This window comes from Pseudoduganella sp. HUAS MS19 (genome assembly GCF_053615455.1).
In genome coordinates, this window is the sequence record NZ_CM132133.1 from 844,072 (window position 1) to 863,097 (window position 19,026).

At 63.7% G+C, this 19,026-nt stretch carries 17 protein-coding genes; 8 read left to right on the forward strand and 9 right to left on the reverse strand.

The genetic code is table 11. The features are described from left to right. Positions 1–21: 21 nt before the first annotated feature. From ACWBU6_RS03865 to ACWBU6_RS03895, 7 genes are all read right to left on the reverse strand, one after another. Complete coding sequence (locus tag ACWBU6_RS03865) at positions 22–537, reverse strand: FxDxF family PEP-CTERM protein (protein ID WP_452647552.1); 516 nt, start codon at positions 535–537, stop codon at positions 22–24. A 79-nt stretch (positions 538–616) separates the two neighbouring features. Continuing rightward, the gene (locus tag ACWBU6_RS03870; protein ID WP_452647553.1) at positions 617–1,924 is read right to left on the reverse strand and encodes a sensor histidine kinase; all 1,308 of its coding nucleotides are present in this window, start codon (positions 1,922–1,924) and stop codon (positions 617–619) included. A 141-nt stretch (positions 1,925–2,065) separates the two neighbouring features. Beyond that, positions 2,066–3,424, reverse strand: coding sequence for a sigma-54-dependent transcriptional regulator (locus ACWBU6_RS03875; protein ID WP_452647554.1), 1,359 nt, complete (start codon positions 3,422–3,424; stop codon positions 2,066–2,068). Positions 3,425–3,540: 116 nt separating this feature from the next. Further along, complete coding sequence (locus ACWBU6_RS03880) at positions 3,541–4,779, reverse strand: ABC transporter permease (RefSeq protein ID WP_452647555.1); 1,239 nt, start codon at positions 4,777–4,779, stop codon at positions 3,541–3,543. A 7-nt stretch (positions 4,780–4,786) separates the two neighbouring features. Further along, entirely contained in the window at positions 4,787–6,097 is a 1,311-nt protein-coding gene (locus tag ACWBU6_RS03885; protein ID WP_452647556.1) for an ABC transporter permease, read from the reverse strand. Between the two features lies 1 nt (position 6,098). Continuing rightward, positions 6,099–6,803, reverse strand: a complete 705-nt coding sequence (locus ACWBU6_RS03890; protein WP_452647557.1) for an ABC transporter ATP-binding protein — start codon at positions 6,801–6,803, stop codon at positions 6,099–6,101. Positions 6,804–6,823: 20 nt separating this feature from the next. Then, positions 6,824–8,089, reverse strand: coding sequence for an efflux RND transporter periplasmic adaptor subunit (locus ACWBU6_RS03895; protein ID WP_452647558.1), 1,266 nt, complete (start codon positions 8,087–8,089; stop codon positions 6,824–6,826). A 217-nt stretch (positions 8,090–8,306) separates the two neighbouring features. Between ACWBU6_RS03895 and ACWBU6_RS03900 the strand changes: the two genes are divergently transcribed. Further along, positions 8,307–9,791, forward strand: coding sequence for a MutS-related protein (locus tag ACWBU6_RS03900; RefSeq protein WP_452647559.1), 1,485 nt, complete (start codon positions 8,307–8,309; stop codon positions 9,789–9,791). Here ACWBU6_RS03900 and ACWBU6_RS03905 read toward each other — a convergent pair. Further along, on the reverse strand, positions 9,766–10,893 hold the full coding sequence (locus ACWBU6_RS03905) for a DUF1624 domain-containing protein (protein ID WP_452647560.1): 1,128 nt from the start codon (positions 10,891–10,893) through the stop codon (positions 9,766–9,768). The genes ACWBU6_RS03900 and ACWBU6_RS03905 overlap by 26 nt on opposite strands. A gap of 109 nt (positions 10,894–11,002) precedes the next feature. On the opposite strand from ACWBU6_RS03905, the gene ACWBU6_RS03910 reads away from it, so the two are divergent. The 4 genes from ACWBU6_RS03910 (at position 11,003) to ACWBU6_RS03925 (ending at position 13,668) form a co-directional block, all read left to right on the forward strand. Next, complete coding sequence (locus tag ACWBU6_RS03910; RefSeq protein ID WP_452647561.1) at positions 11,003–11,530, forward strand: GbsR/MarR family transcriptional regulator; 528 nt, start codon at positions 11,003–11,005, stop codon at positions 11,528–11,530. Between the two features lie 88 nt (positions 11,531–11,618). After that, complete coding sequence (locus tag ACWBU6_RS03915; RefSeq protein WP_452647562.1) at positions 11,619–11,939, forward strand: hypothetical protein; 321 nt, start codon at positions 11,619–11,621, stop codon at positions 11,937–11,939. Then, positions 11,936–13,216, forward strand: coding sequence for an SDR family oxidoreductase (locus ACWBU6_RS03920; RefSeq protein ID WP_452647563.1), 1,281 nt, complete (start codon positions 11,936–11,938; stop codon positions 13,214–13,216). The genes ACWBU6_RS03915 and ACWBU6_RS03920 overlap by 4 nt, the downstream gene beginning before the upstream one ends. After that, positions 13,204–13,668, forward strand: a complete 465-nt coding sequence (locus tag ACWBU6_RS03925; RefSeq protein ID WP_452647564.1) for a DUF2269 family protein — start codon at positions 13,204–13,206, stop codon at positions 13,666–13,668. Before ACWBU6_RS03920 ends, ACWBU6_RS03925 begins: the two co-directional genes overlap by 13 nt. Positions 13,669–13,671: 3 nt before the next feature. Here ACWBU6_RS03925 and ACWBU6_RS03930 read toward each other — a convergent pair whose 3' ends face one another. Next, entirely contained in the window at positions 13,672–15,543 is a 1,872-nt protein-coding gene (locus ACWBU6_RS03930; protein ID WP_452647565.1) for a phosphoethanolamine transferase, read from the reverse strand. A gap of 258 nt (positions 15,544–15,801) precedes the next feature. Here ACWBU6_RS03930 and rpsL point away from each other — a divergent pair, with 258 nt between their 5' ends. From rpsL to fusA, 3 genes are all read left to right on the forward strand, one after another. Further along, positions 15,802–16,185, forward strand: coding sequence for a 30S ribosomal protein S12 (gene rpsL / locus ACWBU6_RS03935; protein WP_028102972.1), 384 nt, complete (start codon positions 15,802–15,804; stop codon positions 16,183–16,185). 111 nt (positions 16,186–16,296) lie between these two features. Continuing rightward, positions 16,297–16,767 (forward strand): 30S ribosomal protein S7, encoded by a 471-nt coding sequence (gene rpsG, locus ACWBU6_RS03940; RefSeq protein ID WP_155452640.1) that lies wholly within the window; start codon positions 16,297–16,299, stop codon positions 16,765–16,767. A gap of 102 nt (positions 16,768–16,869) precedes the next feature. Continuing rightward, positions 16,870–18,975 carry an elongation factor G gene (fusA, locus tag ACWBU6_RS03945; protein WP_452647566.1) on the forward strand — a complete coding sequence of 702 codons (2,106 nt, stop codon included), beginning with the start codon at positions 16,870–16,872 and terminating at the stop codon, positions 18,973–18,975. Positions 18,976–19,026 lie beyond the last annotated feature (51 nt).

The window sequence follows — 19,026 nt, forward strand, 5'->3', positions numbered from 1 at the left end:
GACAGTTTACCAGCCCGGCGCTCAAGCCTGCCGGCGGCGGCGCTTGAGGCCTGCCGCCCCGGTCACGCCGAGGCCTGCTAGCAGCAGGGCGTATCCAGCGGGCTCCGGCACCGCGCTGACGTTCAGTGTGCCCGAATAGCTGGCGGAAGCAGGCGTGAGGCCGGTATCCTCAAAATCCACATAGCCGTAGACCGTCAGCACCAGCGGCCCGGCGATCGCCGTGGGCAGCAGGTAGCCATACTCGAAAAGCCCGGGGCCGCTCAGTGTCAGCTCGTTGCCGTTGATGTAGGCGGCAGTGAAGGTCACGTCGGTCGGCGGGGTGAAGCCCAAGGTGACCAGGCTGGCATCGACAAAATAAGTCCCGGCGCTCGGCGAAAAATTGAAGGTGTCGGCGAAGGCGCCCTTTTCGAGATGGGTCACGCCAAAAGCGGCGGATTGTTCGGTGGCACTGCCGCCGAGGTTGACATTGGTGACGACATTGTCGGCCTGCACTGCCGCGGCGGCGACTGCAAGCAGCAAACCCATGGCTGTCTTCATGGCGTTCTCCTGGAAGCGCAGGCGAGGCGCCTGCACTTTCCAAGTTAGGCCGAGGGTCTGGGCTGGCGTTTGATCTGGATCAAAGGGGCAAGATGATTGCCACCGCCAGGCCGCCGCCATCGCGGTTGGCCAGCGCGATGCGGCCGCCATGGGCTTCGGCGATCTCGCGTGCCAGGGCCAGGCCGAGGCCGGTGCCGCTGCGCTTGGTGGAATAGAAAGGCACCAGGGCGTTGGCCAGCACCGCCTCGCTCATGCCGGGGCCGCGGTCCTGTACCTCGATGCGCAGCATGCCTTGCTGGCGGCGCAGCTCCAGGCTTACTTCCGCGGCAGGCGAACCGGATTCATGGGCGTTCTTCAGGAGGTTGAGCAAGGCCTGCTCCATTTGCGCGGCATCGAAGGCGTGCGGTTCGGCAGGCACATCGCCCTGCAGCTTGAACTGCACCTGATCGGACAGGGCGGCCAGGAAGCTGCCCCAGTCTTGCTGCTCAAGGCGCGGCGCAGGCAGCTTGGCAAAGCGCGCGTAGCCGAGGATGAAGCTTTCCAGGTGGCGCGTACGTTCCTCGATCGTGGCCAGGATTTGCGGCAGGCGCCCGGTCTGGCCACGCCGAACCAGCTCGGCGCCGGAATGGGCCAGCGAAGTCAGTGGCGCCAGCGAATTGTTCAATTCATGGCTGATCACGCGGATCACTTTTTTCCACGTCTGCACCTCCTGGCGGCGCAGCTCCTGCGTGAGCTGGCGCAGCAGCAACAGTTCATGCGGACGGCCATTCAGGCTGAAGCTGCGGCGCGCCAGGTGGAAGACTTCCTCCTCCTCGCTGTCGCCGATGGTAAACAGGCCGTCGCCGCCGCGGCCTACGGCATCGCGCAGGGCCGGCTGCACGCGGGAGAGCAAGTCCGGCAGGTGCAGGCCTTCCAGCTTGCGGCCCTCATTGACCAGCTGGCGCGCGGCCAGGTTGCCGAAGACGATGGCATCGTTGTCCGTGACCAGCAGCATGGCAACGGGCGTATGCTGGACCATGGTATCGAGCAACAATTCACGCTGCACCAGGCCCAGGCGCTGTTCGCGCAGCACCTGTCCCAGTTCGTTGTGGGCCGCGACCAGGTCGCTCAATTCATCGTTATGCGGCCAGTGCAGGCTGAAGGAAAAATCGCCGTCGCGGTAGCTGGCCACGGTGCCGGTCAGGGCCCGGTACAGCGAAAGCTGGCGTTGCAACTGGGCGCGGATGGTGATCACCGCCAGCGGCACCAGGCACAGCAGCGAAATGGCGACCACGCTGGTCGGATGCTGGGGCAAGAGCTGGTCCAGCCCGAGCGCGATCAAGATCCCGGTCGCCGTCAGCGTCCCCACCAACGCCGACCACAGGGTAAGAAGCGAGAGCCGCATCATCTTATACGGTCGGGCTCGTGTCACACCTTGGGGTCACACCCCAATGGTGACACGGCCCCAGCAGGTGCACAGCAGAGGCCGTGTCACACCTGGGGTGTGACCCCAGGGTGTGACACGGGCTGGGCCGGAGCGGGAGGCTGGTCATGGGCGGGCGATGCCGAGGCGTTCCATGCGGCGGTAGAGGGCCTGGCGCGAGAGACCGAGCTCGGCGGCGGCCTGGGCCACGACGCCGCTGGCGCGCTGCAGGGCGGCGACGATGGCGTCGCGGTCGGGTTCCTGGTCGGGGCCGGCGGCGATGGCGACGTGGCCGTTCATTGCGCTGGCCGCTGGCAGGCCGAGGTCGGGAACGGTGATGGTGTCGCCTTGTGCCAGCAGGCTGGCGCGGGCCATGACGTTCTTCAGTTCGCGTACATTGCCGGGCCAGCCGTGCGCCAGCAGGGCGGCCTCGGCGTCGGCGCGCAGCTGGCGTTGCTTGCCGAGAAAGTGGCGGGCCAGCGGCAGGATGTCGCCGCGGCGTTCGGCCAGCGGCGGCAGGCGCAGTTCGATCACGTTGAGGCGGTAGTACAGGTCTTCGCGGAAGGTGCCGGCGCGGATCATGGCGGGCAGGTCGGCATTCGTTGCGCTGATCACGCGTACCTGCACCTGGCGTTCGCGGTTGGAGCCGAGCCGTTCGAAGCGGCCGGTTTCCAGTACGCGTAGCAGCTTCATCTGGCCTGCCAGCGGCAGGTTGCCGATTTCGTCGAGGAACAGGGTGCCGCCGTCGGCGGCTTCGAACTTGCCTTCGCGCGCCCTGGAGGCGCCGGTGTAGGCGCCGGCGTCGGCGCCGAACAACTCGGCTTCAATCAGTTCGGCCGGCAGGGCGCCGCAGTTGAGCACCACGAAGGGGCCTGCGCACACCGAGGAGTTGGCCTGGATGATGTCGGCGATGCGTTCCTTGCCGGTGCCGTTCGGACCCGTGATCAGGACCGGCACGTCGGCGCGGGCGACCTGGCAGGCCAGCGCGATCACGCGTTCGGTGGCGGGGTCGTTCCACACTATATCGCGCAGCTTGTAGCGTTCCAGTTCGCGGCGCTGGCGCAGTTCGTCGCTGCGGTGTTGGTTGAGGGCGCGGTTGGCCTGGCCCAGTTCCAGGAGGTTGCGCACGGTGGCGATCAGGCGCTTGTCGTCCCACGGCTTGGACAGGTAGTCGGCGGCGCCGGCCTTGATCAGGTCGACTGCGGCGTCGAGGTGGGTCCAGGCAGTCAGCAGGATCACCGGCAGGTCGGGGTGACGCTTGCGGATGGCGCGGAACAGTTCCACGCCTTCTTCGCCGGAGGTGGTGTCGGCGGTGAAGTTCATGTCCTGCACGACCAGGTCGATGCTGGCGCTGCGCTGGTCGAGCAGGGCGAGGCCCGCTTCAGGCGCGGCGGCGTGCAGCGATTCGATGTCGTGCAAGGAGAACAGGACTTCGAGCGCGACTGCCACTGCGGCGTTGTCGTCGATGATGAGGATGGTTGGCATCTTGGCAGGATACATTAAAACCACTAAATCCGGGGCAGGCCCGAAGGTCTGCCCCCCTGCGGTTTGGGGGCGCCGGCTCAGCCCACGAGCGCCGCAGCCCGAGCCCGGCCCTTGGGTCAGGCCGAGCGGGTTGCCAGCGCCGGGGAAATGGAGGCGGCGCGCCACGCGGGGCCGTACACGGCGGCGATACCCAGCGCCCAGGATGCGGCGGCGCCGGCCAGCATATATTCGACCGGCAGGCGCGCCAGCTCCAGCTTCGATACCAGCAACTGGTTCAGGGCCAGGGCCCCCAGCAGGCCGCCGACGATCCCGGTGGTGGTGATCATCAGGTTTTCGGTCACGAAGTAGCGCAGGATGTCGATCTTGCGCGCGCCCAGTGCCCGCCGTACGCCGATCTGCTTGCGCCGCTGCGTCACCCACAGGCTGGCCATGCCGACGATGCCGCTGGCCGTCACCACCATCAGCAGCACGCTGACTGTGATCAGCATCCAGCACAGCGCATTGTCGGCGCGATAGCGCTTCACGCGTTCTTCGGTCTGGGGCGTCGCGCGCACCACCACCTGGCCGTTATGCAGCTTGCGGATTGCCTGCTCGGCATCTTTCATGGCGCGATCGAGCTGGCCCGGTTCGGCGCGCAGGGTGTACAGCGGCGGCCGCACACCATTGGTCAGGCGTGCCGGCACCATGGTCGAATACTCGCCTTGGGCGCCCATGGCGGCGCTCGGGGTTTGCAGCGTTTCCACCACGCCCACTACGCTCACTTCGCGGGCTTCGGCGCCGGTGCCGTAGTACAGCTTCTTGCCGACGTAGCTGGCGGCGTCGGGCCAGACCTTCTGGCCGATCGCCTTGCTGACGATGACCACGCTGGGGAAGGCCTTGCTGACCTTGCGGTCGGTCTCCATGACGTCCTGTGCATTGAAGTCGCGCCCTTCGATGAGCTTCAGGCCCCAGGTTTTGACCAGCGAATCGGGCGTCACGTACATCGCCGGGCTGGCGACGCTGCGCACCTGCTCGCGGCTGGCGGCCACGCCGCTGTAGTTGCCCGAGCCCGACAGGGGGATCTGGTTGGTGTCCGCCACCGAGACGATGCCGGGCACGGCGCGCAGCGCGGCTGCCTGCGCCCTTTGCATGGCCAGTTGCTCCTCATGGCCGCCCAGGGTGAGCGGGCGCACGTTGAGGTTGAACACCTGTTCCTCGTTGGCCATGCCGATCGGGCGCGCGGCGACTTCCTGGCGCACACTGACGATGTGCAGGGCATTGGCAAGGATGGCCAGGCTGAGCGCCACTTGAACGGCCACCAGGACCGGACCGGTTTTGTTGCGCATCAGCGCGGAAAAGATTGGTTTGATTTCCATGATGTCCTCACTGCGATTTCAGTTGCAGGGCCGGGGTTACCTGGCATGCGCGCCAGGTCGGCAGCAGGCCGGCCAGCATGGCGGCGCTGACAGACATGACAAAGGTCACGGCCAGCATCACCCAGTCCATTTTCGTGGTGACGGCGATCTGCGCCGAGATGCTGCCGATCAGTGCCAGTGCGCCGAGTGCCAGCAGCAGGCCGAGGATGCCGCCGGCCAGGCCGACCACCGCGCTCTCGATCAGGAACTGGGTGAAGATTTCCCGGCGCGAGGCGCCCAGGGCGCGGCGCACGCCCACTTCCGGTGCGCGCACCGAGAATTTGGCCAGCAGCAGGCCGATGGTATTGACCAGGCAAAGCAGCAGGAAGCCGAAGGCCAGCATGGCCGACAGGCGGCTGTCCTTGCCGACCACCTTCTGTTCTTCCAGCCATTCCATCACGTTGAACAGGTCGTTCGGCGCATTGCGCTGCAGGCGGCCCAGCTTGCGCTGCTCGGCGGCGTAGGCGTCCAGCCAGGCTTGCAGTTGCGGACGGTCCGATGCCGAGTGCAGTTCGAACCAGAACTGGATCCAGATGCATTCCGAATCGAGCAGCGCCTGGTAGCCGGGGCCGCGCTCGCTGCTGCAGCTGGTGTTGCCGTTTTGCGGCAGCTCGTGGCGGATGGCGCTGTGGAAGGGGATGTAGTACTCGTCTTCGTCGCCGAAGGCGCCGCTGCCGCCGATGACGCGGTGGTAGCGCGGCACCGGCTTCCAGTCGCCGTACACGCCGACCACGGCGAAATCGGCGCCGAACATGCGCACGCGCTGGCCGACCGGATTGGCGTTGCCGAACAGGCGCTCGGCCAGCTTGCGGCTCAGCACCACCACGTCGGCGCCCGCCTTGTCCTCTGCCTCGCTCCATGGGCCGCCTTGCACGAACGGCACCTCGAACATGGCGAAGAAATCGCGCGTCGGCGACAGGCCCTCCGCAGTGAAGACCGGCAGGTCCTTGCGCGCCGGCTCGATCGAACCGGCCACGCCGCGCACGGCGGTGCGGCGTTCGCCCTGGCCCGAAGCGAGCAGGTTGACGGCGTCGCGGTAGGACATCTCGTCACCTTCGCGCTCGCCCGGCGTATAGCCCTTGAGCGGGCCGTTGTCGAGGCGCGGCACGATCAGGCGCTCGCTCTTGTGCGGGATCGGGTCGCCCGACATCACGTGCAGGATGGTCAGCGTCGATACGCTGGCGGCCACGCCGACCGCCAGGATCAGCACCATCAGCGCGGTCAGCACCGGGTTGCGGCGCAGGCTGCGCACGCCCAGCAGGAAATAGTATTGGAACATCTCATGCCTCCTTGGCGACCACCAGCGACGGCGACTTGCGCACCAGGTCGGACACCTGGCCGTCGATGATGTGGACGTTGCGCTGGGTGCGCTGCGCCAGTTCCGGGTCGTGGGTCACCATCAGGATGGTGGTGCCCTCGGCGTTGATTTCCTCCAGCAGCTCCATCACGCCGCGCGCCATCTGGGTATCCAGGTTGCCGGTCGGTTCGTCGGCCAGCAGCAGCTTGGGCGAACCGGCCAGGGCACGGGCGATCGCCACGCGCTGCTGCTGGCCGCCCGACAGCTCGGCCGGGTAGTGGCGCATGCGCGAGGCCAGTCCGACCTTGGCCAGCGCGCCTTCGATACGCTCCTTGCGTTCGGCGGCGTTGAAGCCGCGGTAGCGCAGCGGCACGTCGACATTGTCGAACAGGCTCAGGTCGGGGATCAGGTTGAAACCCTGGAAGATGAAGCCCAGCTTCTCGTTGCGCAGGCGCGAGCGGGCGTTGTCGTCCATGCCCTTGACGTTGATGCCGTCCAGGACGTAGTCGCCGCTGGTGAAGTCTTCCAGCAGGCCGGCGATGTTCAGGAAGCTGGTCTTGCCGGAACCGGAAGGGCCGGTGACAGTGACGAATTCGCCCTGCTTGACTTCGATCTCGAAGCCGCGCAGCGCGTGGGTTTCGATCATGTGGGTGCGATAGACTTTGCTCAGGTTATTCATGCGCAGCATGGTTTGCCTCTCCGTAGGGGTTATTTGTTGACCGAGACGCGCTTGGCATTCTCGAAGCTTTCGGTACCGGCGACCACGATCTTGTCGCCTTGTTTCAATCCGTTGACGATTTCCACGGCGGCCACGCTGGTGGCGCCCAGCTGCACCGGGGTGCGCACGGCGATGCCGTCCTGCAGCAGGTAGACATAGCGGCCGCCTTCCGCTTCGACGAACGGGCCGCGCTGGACCATCAGCACGTTCGGCTTCTCGTCGATCAGCAGTCGCGCGGACACGCGCTGGCTCTGGCGCAGGCCCTCCGGCTGCCGGTCGAAGCGCACGCGCGCCAGCACCTGGTTCTTCACCACTTCCGGCGACAGCGCCGACAGCTTGCCCTTGCTCTTCACGCCGGCCACTTCGATTTCGGCGGTCATGCCAAGACCCAGGTCGTTGGCGTAGGATTCCGGCACTTCCAGTTCCACTTCGAGCTGGGACAGGTCGACCAGCGTCATGAGCGGGGTATTGGCCTGCACCACGCTGCGGTTGGCGACCGACAGCGTGCCGATAAAGCCGTCCACCGGCGCGCGCACGGTCAGCTCGTCGACGCGGCGCTGGGCGTTGGCCAGGGACAGCTTCTGGCGCTCCATCTGCGCGGTCTTGGTTTTCAGCTCCAGCGACACGTTGTCGCCTTCCAGTTCGGCCGCCTGCTTGGTGTGCCTGGCGCGGATGTCGGCGGCAGCCACCGCGTCCTTGGCTTTCTGCAGATCGATCTTGGCGATGATGCCTTCGGTCGCTACGCTTTCGTAGCGCTGCAGGGTGCGCATGGCGGACACGCGCTCGATCTCGGCGGTGTCGGCTTCGCGCTGGGCGGCCAGCTTCTGCTTGCGGGCCAGGATCTGCTGGCGCGAGACTTCGGCCTGCAGCTCGTTGAACAGGGTCTGTTCCTTTTTCAGTTCATCGGTCAGGTCGGGCGATTCCAGCACGGCCAGCACCTGGCCCTTCCTGACCGTGTCGCCGGCGTGCACCTTCAGTTCGACCGTGGAGGTGGAGGTCGAATACAGGGTCGGGCTGACGGCAGCGACGATGCGGCCGTTGACTGCAGCGTCGCGGATCAGGGTGCCGCGCGTGACTTCGCCGATGCGCAGGCGGGCGGCGCTGATCGACTGCTCGCTGCCGCTCCAGTTTTGCAGCAGGCCGTAGCCGGCAGCGGCCAGCGCCACGCCGGCCACCAGCAGCAGTACTTTGCGGCGCGGGAAGCGGCTGGCGGGGGCTGCGATCACTTGGTCCTGGTGTGAGGTGTCGCGAATCATGTGCTTGTTCCTGGTGTTGGTGGTTTGGTCAATCTTGCTGTTGCATGAAGTGTGCCAGCAGCTAACTCATTGATTTATATGTTGTCCGCCATGCCGCGGCTGCCGTCCGCCAGCGTCCACGGTGTCCGCCTGTCCGCCCCGGGCAGCAAACGGACTACTTGATTTTTTGGTAAGCGGCTATACTTGTTCGCTTAACTTTATGGCAAGGAGTGGTTCTGTGGAGTATCCGTTCTCCGAAGGCGCGGTCGCGCGCTACGACGAATTGGCCGGAGCCAGCGGCAACGGCGCGGTGGATGGACAGACCTGGCAGGATTTGCTGCTGGCGCCATATCTCCTGGCAGTCGCTGAAGGCGCCAGCATTTTCGGCCGCCAGATGCTGTATCGGCGTTTGCGGCGCGGTATGGCAGCCGGGCCGTCCGGAGGTGTCCGCGCGATGCTGGCGGACAGCGCAGCGCGCGAACGGCTTGCCACCCAGCTCGCGCCCTTGCGCAATGCCAGCGCCGAAGTCAGCGAGTCGCTGTTTGTGGCCGCCGTGGATGCCGCGGCGCGGCCCGAATCGCCGCCGGCCGGGTCGCCATTGCCGCCGGTGCCACGCTGGTCGGCCTGGCTCCGGCTGGTTCCGCTGGCCTTCCTGGCCTGCGCCGCCGCCAGCTTTTTCTGGCTGAGCGCACTGGTTCCCGCTGTCGTGCTGTCGCTGGTATTGATGGCGATCCAGATCGCCTTTCACGCGCGCATGCAGCAGTGGACGGACGTCGCCGAAGCGCTGCAGCTGCAGCTGTATGCGCATAGCCAGCAGGACGTGAGCGGCGCCGCGCAAGCCGCCCAGTTGCGCGGCAAGCTTGCCCGCAATGCCTTTTCCACAGCGCCCGGCGTGGCCGAATATGCCGACTGGGTGTTGCTCTCCAACCTGAAGCACTATTTCTTCACGCGCCGCTTGGTGCGCGAACACGCTGCCTTCCTGCGCGAGAGCTATGAACTGGTGGCCAGCCTGGATGCCGACCTCGCCCTGGCGCGCCACTTGTCCGCGCAAACCTGCTGGTGCTGGGTTGAGGAAGGATGGGAACAGGAAATCCAGCTGCAAGCGGTGCGCCATCCATTGCTGCCCGATGCGCAGTCGCTGGACCTGGCACTGGATGGCAAGAGTGCCTTCATCAGCGGCCAGAACGGCATTGGTAAAAGCACGCTGCTGCGCGCGATCGGTCTGAACCTGCTGGCAGCGCGCGCTTTCGGCTTCTGCTATGCCGAGGCTGCACGTGTGCCGAACCTGCCCGTGTATGCCAGCATGCAGAACGAGGATGCGCTGGATGGCGGCGAAAGCCTCTACCAATCAGAACTGCGCCGCGCGCATGAACTGCTGGCGCTGGCCAGGGAGCCGCAGCGCGCTGTCTTCATCATCGACGAAATCTTCCGCGGCACAAACCACTTCGAGTCGGTGTCCGCCTCCGCCGCGGTGCTGGAACAACTGGCCGGCCGCGGCACGGTACTGGTGTCCTCGCACAACGTCGTGCTGGCGCAGCTGCTGGAGCAATGCTGCGTGCCCCTGCTGGTGCAAAAGCGCGCCGGCCGCCTGGTGCTGACGCCTGGCGTGCTGGCCGAAACCAACGGCCTGACCCTGCTGGCCCAGTCCGGCTTCGACGCCTCCATCGAGGAGCGCGCCCGCGACGTCTATAAACGCCTCACTGGCCGGCTGCTGCCGGCATAGGGCGTGGAGTCCTGCGGCGCAGCCAGAGTTTGGTCAGGCCGTACATGATCGCAATCACCGCCAGCCACGCAAGGTAGACCACGCCCAGCGAAGGCTCGTAGCCTTTCGGCAGGGTAAATCCGGCAGGACCGCCTTGCGGCGTCGCCCCGAAGCGCAGCATGAAGTAGGGGCCGGAGAGGACGTGGATCATGGCGATGTGGATCACGTAGAAGAACATCGGCGTGCCGCCGAACAGCAGCAACAGCGGCACGGGACGCAGGCGCTCGAACCACGCCAGCACCGGCAGCGCAATGCCGACCGTCACGCACAGGTAAAGCAGCGACGGCGGGTATTTGTGCACGCGGACGAAGGACATGAGGTCCCATACAAAGCCACGTCCCTGCGGCGACCATGGATCCGGATCGCCATAGAAATTCCCGCTGCGCAGCACGACAAAGGCCAGCAGCAATACTGCGCCGGCTGCCAGCAGGAAGCGCTGCCGGCGCGCCGGCTGCCACTGGAATACCGGCCCCAGCGCGTAGCCGGCCGCAATCAGTCCAAGCCACGGCATCAAAGGATAGGCAAGGTACACCCCATAATTGCCGGCCACCGGCCAGAATCCGCGCTGGTGCCAGGCCAGCCACAGCGGATGGCTGGACTGGATAGCGTCGAGCAGGTTATGCGGCAGGATCAGCAGCGCCGCGACGACGGCGATGGCGGGCAAGGGCAGCCACGCCAGCCCGGCGAGGAAGATCATTCCCATCCCCAGCGCCCACAGCACCTGCAGTATGGTGACGTTATACCCGAGCTGCCAGCTGAAACTGATCCACGTCGCTTCAAGCACCAGCAGCAGCAAGCCGCGCGTCACAAGGTAGCGCGATAGGGCAGGAATTCCACTCCTGGCCCCGCGCAGGAAGGCTGAGGTACCGGCCAGGAGTACGAAAGTGGATGCGCACAAGTGCGTGATCCAGCGCGTGCCGAACCACCATGGCGTGGTCTTTGCCAGGTCTTCCGGATCAAACAGCGCGGGCCCGAAAAAATCGCGCGTATGGTCCAGCGCCATCAGCACAATCACCAGGCCGCGCAGCATATCGATGCTGGCTAGACGCTTCGTAGTCGGCATGCTTGTCTCCGTTATTTATTTGCTATGCATTGTGGGCGCGAATTGGCGTTCGAGGCAAATTTTTAATTTCTGTCTTGACAGAAATTAGTGTAAGCATAGAATGGCAGGCATGGAACTGAAACCGATAGCCGAACGTTTTGTGCTGCACTGGGGCGAGATGGGTTCGCGCTGGGGCGTCAACCGTACCGTGGCGCAAATCCACGCGCTGCTGTACCTGGCCGCGCGCCCGATGGACGCGGAAGAAATCCAGCATACGCTGGGCGTGGCCCGCTCCAACGTCAGCAACAGCCTGAAGGAACTGCAGTCGTGGAACCTGGTGAAAGTAGTGCACCTGAAAGGCGACCGCCGCGACCATTTTGAAACATCAACCGATGTGTGGGAGCTGTTCAAGCTGATCGTGGCCGGACGCCGCCAGCGCGAAATCGATCCCACCGCCACTGCGCTGGCCGAATGCCTGGCCAATCCCGCCATGGCCGATGAGGATGAAGGCACGCGCGAACGGATCGAGGAAACGCTGAAGTTCATCGAAGTGATGGCAACGTTGTCGGATGAATTGTTGCGCTACAAGCCGGAAACGCTGATGAAGACCCTGGGCGTCAGTGCAAAAATCAGCCGGGCCATTCGCGGCAAGCAGTGACCGGGCCACAGGCGGCGGGCAGCAATGCCCGTTTTTTTGGGGTCTTAATTTCTGTGTTTACAGAAATTACTGTTTAATGAGATTTCAAGTGTTGATCGCATACGAAATCCTGGTGCCCGTGCTGGCCGGCCTGGCTACCAGCTTTTACCTGCGCAATGCGCTGCGCAACCTGTTGCTGGACCTGTGCGGCACGGCGCCGCGGGCCGAATTCTGGGTGCGCACCAGCACACTCCTGATCACCGCATTCCCCATCCTGCTGACACTCTGGTTCGGGCGTAGCGACGTGGAGGGCGCCACGCCCGTTCTTGTCCTGCGCACCGCGCTGATCATGTCCGTTACCGGTGTCGTCGCCGGCGTTGCGGTCATGGGCTGGAACATCGCAAAGTCGATCCCGAAACCCGGAAAATGAAGATCCTGGTTTGCGGCGCATCAGGATTCATTGGCAGCGCGGTCTGCTCCGCACTGGCGGCGGCCGGGCATGAAGTGCTGCGCGGCGTGCGCGCTGCCGTGCTGCCCGGCGATGTCGCAATCGATTACAACGTTGACGTTCAGCCGTCCGCCTGGATCGTACGCGTGCGCGGGCTCGACGCAGTGGTGAATGCGGTTGGCATCATCAGCGAACGCGAGGGCGAAAGTTTCGAGGCGCTGCACAGCGCCGCCCCGCGCGCCTTGTTTGCCGCCTGCGCCGCGGCAGGCGTGCGGCGCGTGGTGCAAATTTCGGCGCTCGGCGCCGGGCAGGGCCGCACCGCCTATTTCGCCAGCAAGCGCGCGGCGGACGAGGCATTGATGGCATCGCCACTGGATTGGATCATCCTGCGCCCGTCGCTGGTATTCGGCCAGGATGGCGAATCGGCGGCGATGTTTTGCAAGATGGCCAGCATGCCTGTCATTGCTTCGCCGGCCCTGGGAGAGGCGCGTTTCCAGCCGGTCCATGTCGACGACCTTGCGCGTGCAGTGGTGGCTGCCGTCGATGCCGCGACACCCGCGCGGCGCGCAGTCGATCTGGCCGGCGGCAATTCCGTCACTTTCGACGGCATGCTGCGCGCTTACCGCTGCGCCATAGGTTTGCCGCCTGCGCCAACGCTGCGCATCCCGGCGCCGGTGATGGCCTGTGTTGCCAGGCTGGGCGGTAGACTTCCCGGCTTGCCATTGACACCGGACAACTGGCGCATGCTGCAGGCAGGGAGCGCCCCGGCGGCCTGCGATGCGGACGGCGCTGCCGCGGCATGCAAACTGCTTGGCCGCGCGCCGCGTGCCATCGGCGATTTCATCGCACAGTCCGAGCGCGAATTGCTGCGCCTGCGTGCGTTAGCCAGCTGGCGCAGCGTCATGCTGCGCTGGACCCTGGCCATCGTCTGGCTGGCCACTGCCGTGGTGAGCGCCTTCCTCTACCCGGCTGCCGCAAGCCTGGCCATGCTGGCGCGCGTTGGCCTGGACGGGTGGGCGGCAACGCTGGCGCTGTACGGCGCGGCGGGGCTGGACGCCGCTTGCGGCATCGCCAGCATCATGCGCCCAGGCCGCGCGCTCTGGCTGGTGCAAGGCGCGCTGATATTCGGCTACAGCGCGGTGATCGCGGCCTGCCTGCCGGAATACCTGTGGCACCCCTTTGGCCCGGTGCTGAAGAACCTGCCGATCCTGGCCATCCTGGTCATTTTATTTGCTGAGGAAAAAGCGTGGACTACCTGACCATCAAGACCATTCATATCCTGTCCTCGGTGCTGCTGGTGGGCACCGGATTCGGCACGGCGTTCTATCTGTTTTTCGCGAACCGCTCACGCTCGGTGGAGGCGATTGCCGTGGTCTCGCGGCTGGTGGTGCGCGCCGACTGGTGGTTCACCACGCCAGCCGTGATCGTGCAACCCTTGTCCGGCGCATGGATGATCCACCTGGCCGGTTACCCGCTGGACGCATTCTGGATCAGGGCTTCGCTGGCGCTGTATGCCCTGGCGGGCGCATGCTGGCTGCCGGTGGTGTGGTACCAGGTCCGGATGGGCAAGATGGCGCTGGCGGCGCATGCCGCCAACACCGTACTGCCGGAACAATACTGGCGCTATGCGCGCCGCTGGGAACTGCTTGGCTATCCGGCATTCATCGCCATGCTGGCGGTGTACTGGCTGATGGTGCACAAGCCGGTATAGGCTTTATTTGTCCTGCACCTGCGGCTTGCCCTTGTCGATCACCTCGCGGCAGTCGCCCTTGAATTTCGCGTTGTCGTAGTTGGTCCAGCCGTAGCTGTCCACCACCCGCTTGTGCACCTTGAAGTCCTTGCTAAGGAAGCTCCAGGCCGGTTTGTCGTCCGGGTAGCGGATGTTTGCCACGTCGAGCATGGTGTGGAAGATGTTCTCTGTCGCCAGCTTGGCCTTGCGGTTGCGGTACAGGGCGAAAACCTTGTCCGGATAGCGCACGAGATACTGGTCCGAGTACCACATGAAGGCCGGCACATGGAACTCATAATCCGTGTTGTGGCCGTGGAAGGCCAGGCGGCATGAGCCGTCGTACAAGGTCTGGCCATGGTCGGCAACGTACAGCATCGATGCCAGTTGGCCCGTGCCTTTCAGGTCGCCGATCACCTGCGCCAGGAACCAGTCGGTATACAGGATCGAGTTGTCGTAGCTGTTATTCAGGAGCGGCTTGATCTTGCGGTCGGTGTACACCGGCTTGTCGATGCCGAACAGCGATGGCTGCCATTTGTCGAATGCCTTCGGGTGGCGCTGGCTGTAGTTCCAGTGGCTGCCCAGCGAGTGCAGCACGATCAGCTTTTTGGGCGCCGGATCGGCCAGCGCGCGCCTGAGCGGCTCGAACAGCACTTCATCGTAATTGGAATGGTTGGTGAAGCTGCCCAGGTTGAGGAACTGGATCACGTCGGCTTCCCTGGCGAAGACCGATACCGGCGTGTCGTACTGGCCGAACGAGATCTGGTTCGACAGCCACCAGGTCTTGAAGCCCGCCTCCTTGTAGGCGGTCAGGAAGGATTTTTCGCTGAAGCCATCCTTCAGGCTTTGCGTGGCCGGCTTGCGCGAAATGATCACCGGCACCGACAGGCGGGTGGCCGACACGGAAGTGATCACGTCCGACAGCGCCACCAGGTTGCTCTCCTTGCCCAGCAAGGGATTGGTTTCGCGCTTGTAGCCGTTCAGGCTCCAGCGGTCGTAGCGTGAAGATTCGCCCAGCACCATCACCACGACTTCCGGTTGCGCGCCGCCGTCGACCTGCCGCGCGCCGAATTCGAAGCTGGCGCTGCGCTCATGCAATTCCGACAGGTAGCGCCGCTCCTTGTAGAAGTCATAGCCGCGCGCCGCCAGGCCGAAAGGCCAGGATTCGATGAAGGCGTCCGGTTCGAACGGCAGGCGAGCCCAGTAGGGCAGGGCCGGGCCGGGCAGGTGCAGCGTGTGGGCGCCGGCCAGCGCGGCGCGTGCCGAGGCACTCTCGCTGCCGTGGTCGCCGTCGTTCTCGGACGCGCTCTCGCTGCCGTTTGCGCCGCCCGCAGCAGCGCTGGCTGCCGGGCGCGATGCCGGTGCCGCATCGATGCCGAATTCATAGCCCCAGGCGGCCGTCCCCGCCAGCACGGCCAGCGTCAGCAGCGCCAACCAGCGCGAGCCGCCATGCCAGTCCAGCTCGCGCGTCTGGCGCGCGGCGCGGAAGGTGAGCACCCACCACAGCGCCACCCCCACCATCACGGCCAGCATGGTCCACACTTTGCGGCCGAGGAATTCCATCGCCTCCTGCGGGCTGGTCTCGGCCAGGATGCCGAGGTGGTGGGTAGAGATGCCCTGGCCGTAAAAGACGAACAGGTAAATCTCGGTCGGCAGCGCCAGGAAGGCCGGGATCAGCAGCCAGTGGAAATAGGCGGGTCGCTTGAACAGCGCCCACACCGTGACCCAGGCCACGAACTCGATGCCCAGCAGCTGCCACGGCTGTTCCACCGGCTTGCCCAGGAGCAAAGGTACAAAGGGCACCGCGGATAGCGCCAGGTAGCTAAACAGGATGAACAGGTGTGAAGGGCGCGGCAGCATTGCTTACAGGAAAGTGCGAAATGATCGCTATTATGCGGCCAATAGCGGGCCGTGGGGCGTCCAAATACTGCCACTTTATTCAGCATTCCGGTTGACTGAGCGGTTAACCAAGTATATACTCGCGAGTTCTCAATTTAGTCTGCGCATCGTATACGCGTTTGTTTGAGCGACGTTCAGCGCACTCTGAGAGATACCGTTTTAGCCCCCGGGCAAGGCTGCCCGGGTTGTCAATGCTGTAATTTTGTTGGATTTAAAACGATGCCAACCATCAATCAATTGATTCGCCAACCACGTACCAAGCTGGTCGTGAAGAGCAAATCGCCGGCACTTGAAAACTGCCCGCAAAAGCGTGGCGTGTGCACCCGTGTGTACACCACCACTCCTAAGAAGCCTAACTCGGCACTGCGTAAAGTTGCAAAAGTGCGCCTGACCAACGGCTTCGAAGTGATTTCGTACATCGGCGGTGAAGGCCACAACCTGCAGGAACACTCGGTTGTCCTGCTGCGCGGCGGTCGTGTAAAAGACTTGCCAGGTGTGCGTTACCACATGGTCCGTGGCTCTCTGGATACCCAGGGCGTTAAAGACCGTAAGCAAGCTCGCTCCAAGTACGGTGCGAAGCGCGCTAAAGCCGCTAAGAAGTAATTCTTGCAATTTAAATGAGTTGAGGCGGTCGCGAGACCGAGTAAGTGGATGGCTATGATGGCCACCGCGAGTGCCAAATCAGAGGCGCTCAACTGAAGAAAAGGAAATGACATGCCACGTCGTCGTGAAGTACCCAAGCGCGAAATTCTGCCGGATCCAAAATTCGGTAGCACCGAAGTCGCTAAATTCGTAAACGTCCTGATGCTGTCCGGCAAGAAGTCGGTTGCAGAAAACATCATCTACGGCGCCTTCGACCATATCCAGTCCAAGTCCGGCAAGGACCCGCTGGAAGTGTTCACCGCAGCGATCAACAACGCCAAGCCACTGGTTGAAGTGAAGTCCCGCCGCGTTGGCGGCGCCAACTACCAGGTTCCAGTCGAAGTGCGCCCAGTGCGCCGCCTGGCCCTGTCCATGCGTTGGCTGCGTGAAGCCGCTAACAAGCGCTCCGAAAAGTCCATGCCACAGCGCCTGGGTGGTGAGCTGCTGGAAGCCGCGGAAGGCCGTGGCGGTGCAATGAAGCGCCGTGACGAAGTCCACCGTATGGCTGAAGCGAACAAAGCGTTCTCGCACTTCCGCTTCTAATACGTTTGGCCGGCCTGTACTGGCTGGCCTTGTTCAAGCCGGGCACATTTTTCTTGAAAAAATGCTGCTCGGTTTTGTCCATTCAAAGATTTAGGATCAATTATGGCCCGCAAGACCCCCATTGAGCGCTACCGTAATATCGGTATCTCCGCTCACATCGACGCTGGTAAGACCACCACCACCGAGCGCGTCCTGTTCTACACCGGCGTGAACCACAAGATTGGTGAAGTGCACGACGGCGCCGCCACCATGGACTGGATGGAGCAGGAGCAAGAGCGCGGCATTACCATTACCTCGGCAGCGACTACCTGCTTCTGGAATGGTATGGCGAACAACTTCAAGCCACACCACATCAACATCATCGACACCCCAGGGCACGTTGACTTCACCATCGAGGTGGAGCGTTCGATGCGCGTTCTGGACGGCGCTTGCATGGTTTACTGTGCAGTGGGCGGCGTGCAGCCACAGTCTGAAACCGTATGGCGCCAGGCTAACAAGTACAAGGTGCCTCGTCTGGCCTTCGTGAACAAGATGGACCGTACCGGCGCCAACTTCTTCAAGGTCTACGAGCAGATGCGTTCGCGCCTGAAGGCCAACCCAATCCTGATCCAGATCCCGATCGGCGCCGAAGACAACTTCAAAGGCGTGATCGACCTGGTCAAGATGAAGGCCATCATCTGGGACGACGCGTCCCAGGGCATGAAGTTCGACTACGTCGACATCCCTGCAGAACTGCAGGATTCCGCGACCGAGTGGCGCGAGAAGATGGTTGAAGCCGCTGCTGAAGCGTCGGAAGACCTGATGAACAAGTACCTGGAAGAAGGCGAGCTGTCGGAAGAAGAGATCAAGACCGCCCTGCGCCAGCGTACCATCGCTTCGGAAATCGTTCCGATGATGTGCGGCACCGCCTTCAAGAACAAGGGCGTGCAGGCCATGCTGGACGCCGTGATCGAATACCTGCCATCGCCAGTGGACATCGCTGACGTTGCCGGTACCGACGAAGACGAACAGCCAGCTACCCGTAAGGCTTCGGACGAAGAGAAGTTCGCTGCCCTGGCATTCAAGATCATGACCGACCCGTTCGTGGGCCAACTGGCCTTCTTCCGCGTCTACTCCGGCGTGGTGAACGCAGGCGACACCGTGTACAACTCGGTCAAGCAGCGTAAAGAGCGTCTGGGTCGTATTCTGCAGATGCACGCTAACCAGCGTGAAGAGATCAAGGAAGTCCGCGCCGGCGACATCGCCGCTGCCGTGGGCCTGAAGGACGTGACCACCGGCGAAACCCTGTGCGATCCATCCTCGATCATCACCCTGGAAAAGATGGTGTTCCCAGAGCCGGTGATCCAGCAGGCAGTTGAGCCTAAGACCAAGGCTGACCAGGAAAAGATGGGCCTGGCCCTGAACCGCCTGGCACAGGAAGACCCTTCGTTCCGCGTGAAAACCGACGAAGAATCCGGCCAGACCATCATCGGTGGTATGGGCGAGCTGCACCTGGAAATTATCGTTGACCGTATGAAGCGCGAATTCGGCGTGGAAGCAACCGTTGGCAAGCCACAGGTTGCATACCGCGAAACCGTGCGTAAGACCGTTGAAGGCGCAGAAGGCAAGTTCGTCAAGCAGTCCGGCGGCCGCGGCCAGTACGGTCACGCTGTTGTTACCCTGGAACCACAGGAACAAGGCAAGGGCTTCGAATTCGTCGATGCGATCAAGGGCGGTGTGATTCCTCGCGAATTCATCCCTGCGGTGGAAAAAGGCGTGCGCGAAACCCTGAACAACGGTGTTCTGGCAGGCTACCCAGTGGTTGACGTTAAAGTCACCCTGACCTTCGGTTCCTACCACGACGTTGACTCGAACGAAAATGCATTCCGCATGGCCGGTTCGATGGCGTTCAAGGAAGCGTGCAAACGCGCGAACCCAGTCATCCTGGAACCAATGATGGCTGTGGAAGTCGAGACTCCGGAAGACTACGCCGGTACCGTGATGGGCGACCTGTCGTCCCGCCGCGGTATGGTGCAGGGCATGGACGAGATCCCAGGCGGCGGCGGCAAGATCATCAAGGCAGAGGTACCTCTGTCGGAGATGTTCGGCTACTCGACCATCCTGCGTTCCGCGACCCAGGGCCGCGCGACCTACACCATGGAGTTCAAGCACTACGCTGAAGCTCCTAAGCACGTGATCGACGCAATCGTCACCGCTAAAGCGAAGTAAAATAAATAATTACCCGGGCGGGGGAGATCCTCCCGCCTGGTTTGACCTTAA

Coding starts and splice junctions, on each gene's coding strand:
- ACWBU6_RS03865 (WP_452647552.1), bottom strand. CDS start 537: ATGAAGACAGCCATGGGTTTGCTGCTTGCAGTCGCCGCCGCGGCAGTG.
- ACWBU6_RS03870 (WP_452647553.1), bottom strand. CDS start 1,924: ATGATGCGGCTCTCGCTTCTTACCCTGTGGTCGGCGTTGGTGGGGACG.
- ACWBU6_RS03875 (WP_452647554.1), bottom strand. CDS start 3,424: ATGCCAACCATCCTCATCATCGACGACAACGCCGCAGTGGCAGTCGCG.
- ACWBU6_RS03880 (WP_452647555.1), bottom strand. CDS start 4,779: ATGGAAATCAAACCAATCTTTTCCGCGCTGATGCGCAACAAAACCGGT.
- ACWBU6_RS03885 (WP_452647556.1), bottom strand. CDS start 6,097: ATGTTCCAATACTATTTCCTGCTGGGCGTGCGCAGCCTGCGCCGCAAC.
- ACWBU6_RS03890 (WP_452647557.1), bottom strand. CDS start 6,803: ATGCTGCGCATGAATAACCTGAGCAAAGTCTATCGCACCCACATGATC.
- ACWBU6_RS03895 (WP_452647558.1), bottom strand. CDS start 8,089: ATGATTCGCGACACCTCACACCAGGACCAAGTGATCGCAGCCCCCGCC.
- ACWBU6_RS03905 (WP_452647560.1), bottom strand. CDS start 10,893: ATGCCGACTACGAAGCGTCTAGCCAGCATCGATATGCTGCGCGGCCTG.
- ACWBU6_RS03910 (WP_452647561.1), top strand. CDS start 11,003: ATGGAACTGAAACCGATAGCCGAACGTTTTGTGCTGCACTGGGGCGAG.
- ACWBU6_RS03920 (WP_452647563.1), top strand. CDS start 11,936: ATGAAGATCCTGGTTTGCGGCGCATCAGGATTCATTGGCAGCGCGGTC.
- ACWBU6_RS03930 (WP_452647565.1), bottom strand. CDS start 15,543: ATGCTGCCGCGCCCTTCACACCTGTTCATCCTGTTTAGCTACCTGGCG.
- rpsL (WP_028102972.1), top strand. CDS start 15,802: ATGCCAACCATCAATCAATTGATTCGCCAACCACGTACCAAGCTGGTC.
- rpsG (WP_155452640.1), top strand. CDS start 16,297: ATGCCACGTCGTCGTGAAGTACCCAAGCGCGAAATTCTGCCGGATCCA.
- fusA (WP_452647566.1), top strand. CDS start 16,870: ATGGCCCGCAAGACCCCCATTGAGCGCTACCGTAATATCGGTATCTCC.